Source organism: Glutamicibacter sp. AGC84 (assembly GCF_053543575.1).
On the sequence record NZ_JBLVOC010000026.1, the window covers coordinates 188,642 to 191,670 of the forward strand.

3 protein-coding genes are annotated in these 3,029 nt (G+C 64.9%); 1 reads left to right on the top strand and 2 read right to left on the bottom strand.

All coding sequences use genetic code 11. The annotated features are described in order from the left end of the window. Window positions 1–50: 50 nt before the first annotated feature. Together ACNPN0_RS15480 and ACNPN0_RS15485 are read right to left on the bottom strand one after the other, a co-directional pair. The gene (locus ACNPN0_RS15480; RefSeq protein WP_448938145.1) at window positions 51–845 is read right to left on the bottom strand and encodes a TIM barrel protein; all 795 of its coding nucleotides are present in this window, start codon (window positions 843–845) and stop codon (window positions 51–53) included. Further along, a complete protein-coding gene (locus ACNPN0_RS15485; RefSeq protein WP_105656540.1) occupies window positions 842–1,933 on the bottom strand; it encodes a Gfo/Idh/MocA family oxidoreductase in 1,092 nt (363 codons plus the stop codon). Before ACNPN0_RS15485 ends, ACNPN0_RS15480 begins: the two co-directional genes overlap by 4 nt. A gap of 96 nt (window positions 1,934–2,029) precedes the next feature. On the opposite strand from ACNPN0_RS15485, the gene ACNPN0_RS15490 reads away from it, so the two are divergent. Beyond that, window positions 2,030–3,019 (top strand): LacI family DNA-binding transcriptional regulator, encoded by a 990-nt coding sequence (locus ACNPN0_RS15490; protein ID WP_448938144.1) that lies wholly within the window; start codon window positions 2,030–2,032, stop codon window positions 3,017–3,019. Window positions 3,020–3,029: the final 10 nt, after the last annotated feature.

Below are 3,029 nucleotides of genomic sequence, written 5' to 3' on the forward strand. Positions count from 1 at the left end.
CCCCCCGCCACTGGGCTTTAGACTCTCATTCCGATGCTCGGTGCATGATGCTAGCGCGCCACGGGCTTGAACAGCGGTGAAAACGCCTGGGCAAAGGCCGCGATGGCTCCTTCGGAATCTGCGCTGGCGTAGGCCTCCATGCCGATCGGGCCAGAATAACCCAGCTCGGCCAGCACACGGGCGACGGCCAGATAGTTGATCTCCCCGGTGCCCGGCTCGCACCGTCCGGGTACGTCTGCGACCTGGATTTCCCCAATGTGCGGAAGCGCCGAGCGCACCAGTTCGATGAGGTTCCCCTCGCCAATTTGGGCGTGGTACAGGTCCAGCATCATCTTCACGTTCGGGTGCCCGACGGCCTTGACCAGGGACATCGTGTCCTTGGCGCGTCCCAGCGGGATTCCAGGGTGATCCAGGATCGTGTTCAGGTTCTCCAGCATGAAGGTGACCTGGTGCTCTTCGCCGATGCGGCCCAGTGCTTCCAGCGTTCGCGCTGCGGTGAGCCACATCTCTCCGGTAGCCCGGAATTGCGGGCTGGCCGCCTGCCCGTCAACGAGCTGGGCCGGATGCACAACTAGCCGGTGGATGCCCAGCTGCTGGGCTGCCGGGATCAATTCCTTGGCGGTGCGAACAACTTCGCCCGCGCTGTCCGGATCGCAGAGGCTGCCTGCGCTGTAGCCTGTCATGGAGCCGAAACGGGCGCCGGTGGCCGCCAATGCCGGCAGGTCCTTGCCCCGGATATCCCAGAGTTCTATTTCAAAGCCGGCCTCGTCCAGGCGCTTCACCCGGTCGATCAGCGGAAGGTCCAGGAAGACCATTTCGGCACAGACCGCCAGTTGCCCGTTCATGGGTTCACCGCAAGGCGGGTGGCGGATTCCAACTTGACCGGCAGCCCGGATTCTGCGGATTCCAAGGCCGCCAGTGCGATGCGCAGGGCTGCGCGGGCGTCGGCGCCGGTGGGGACCGCCAGGGCCGCATCAGCCGTATCCTCGCGCAAGCCCCGGATCTTGCGGGCGAAGACCGAGAGCTGCTCGCGGTAGGCCTGGGCGAATAGCTCGATGTTCAACCGTTCGGTTGGCGCATGCGCTCCCTGGCTGTCGAAGCTGGCCGCGGCCAGCTGCACCGGATTGCCTGCCTGCACCATGCCCTTTGAACCGAAGACTTCTCCGCGCACGTCATAGCCGTAGCTGGCCGAGAAGTTCGCCTCGGCCACGGCGATTGCCCCATTGGAGTAGCGCAGGCTCACCACGGCGGTATCCAGCAAACCGGAGCCCCGGTGCTCAGGGGCCACCAGCGCATCGGACATGACGTGGACTTCCACTGCTTCGGCTCCCGGGTTCAACCAGTTCAGGGTGTCAAAATCGTGGATCAGGGTTTCAGTGAAAATGACGTGGGAACGGATCTTTGCCGCGTTGGGCAGCCCGCCGGCCACTTCTGGATCCCGGGTCAGCGAGCGCAGCAGTTGCGGGGTGCCAATAACTCCGGAATGCACCTGTTCCGCCACAACGGCGAAGTCCCGGGAGAAGCGCCGGTTGAAACCGATCTGCAGCAGCACCCCGGAAGCCTCCACGGCGTCAAGCGCGGCGTCCAAGTCCGACAACGCGTGCGCTGCCGGCTTTTCGCAGAAGATGTGCTTTCCGGCTGCGGCGGCTTGGGCGATCAAGCCGGCATGGAAGCTCGAAGGCGCCCCGATAACCACGGCGTCCACGCTGTCGTCGGCCAGCACGTCGGCGATGTCTTCGGTGTAGTTCGGGCAACCAAGCTCAGCGGCCAGTTCAGCGGCCCGGCCCGGCGCCGGGTCCGCTATGACATGCAATAGCGCATCCGGCAGATGCTGCGCCACGGTGCGGGCGTGGAATGCTCCGATCCACCCGGTACCGATAACGGCCAGGCGCAGCGGCTTTACTGAAGTTTCTGGCAGGGTCTGGTAAGCCATGAAGTCTCTCCTAGAACGTTCTAGATTTAGTGTTCAGGAAAATCATGGCACACTGGATAGCAACTGTCTATAACGTTCTAGAAGAAAGTTCCGCCCATGCCGACACCCCCTGCAAAACGCCCCACACTGGCCGACGTCGCCCGCGCCTCTGGGGTCTCGGTAGCGCTGGCCTCGATTGTCATGCGCGATGCCGAGGGTGCCAGCGAAGAATCCCGGTCCCGAGTCAAGCAGGCGGCCGCGGAGTTGGGCTACCGCCCGGATTCGCGCGCGCGGTCGCTGCGCAGCAGCCGCAGCCGGACCATCGGTCTGGCCCTGGCGCTGGGAGAACCGTTGCATGCAGAATTGGCCGATGCCCTGTACGAGCAGGCAGACCAGAACGGCTTCGAGATCATCCTGGGCGCTACCGGCAGGCACCGCGATGAACGCCGAGTGCTCAATACGCTGATCGATGCGGGAGTCGAAGCGGTGATTGGCCTGTTCCCGGAACTTCCGCCGGCTCAACTGGTCCACGCCTCCAAGCAGCTTCCCATAGTCAGCCTGCTGCGCACGATTGACGGCATCCCATCCGTCATTACCAACGAGGCTGCCGGCGTTGAACAAGCCGTCAGCCATGTGGCCCAGCTCGGCCACACACGGCTGCTGCATCTGGATGGCGGATCTGCCATCGCGGCGCAACAGCGGCGCGATGCCTTTGCCGAATCCGCCGCCCGCGCCAACGCGCACGGCCAAGTGCTCCCAGCTGGCCCCGATGACGCCACCGCTTTCACGGTCCTGCGCGAATACCTGGCAGCAACTCCCCCAGCCGAACGCGCCACAGCGGTACTGGCCTTCAATGACCGTGCGGCACTCGGCGCCCGCCAAGCAATCGACCTTGCCGGCCTGCATGTTCCCGAACAGATCTGCCTGGTCGGCTATGACGACAGTGAATTCGCCAGGCTGGCGCACGCCGATCTGACCAGCGTTCGGCAAGATGTCGCGGCACTGGCCCAAGCCGCCATGCACGCGGCCCTGAACGCCCCGGGCGCTTCCAGCACCCATGCCCCGCAGCTGGTAGTGCGAGGCAGCACGGCAAGGCCCCGGGCATAGCGGCGGGGGG

Excerpts from the sequence above, each read along its gene's own strand:
- ACNPN0_RS15480 (WP_448938145.1), bottom strand. The coding sequence starts at position 845 with ATGAACGGGCAACTGGCGGTCTGTGCCGAAATGGTCTTCCTGGACCTT.
- ACNPN0_RS15490 (WP_448938144.1), top strand. The coding sequence starts at position 2,030 with ATGCCGACACCCCCTGCAAAACGCCCCACACTGGCCGACGTCGCCCGC.
- ACNPN0_RS15485 (WP_105656540.1), bottom strand. The coding sequence starts at position 1,933 with ATGGCTTACCAGACCCTGCCAGAAACTTCAGTAAAGCCGCTGCGCCTG.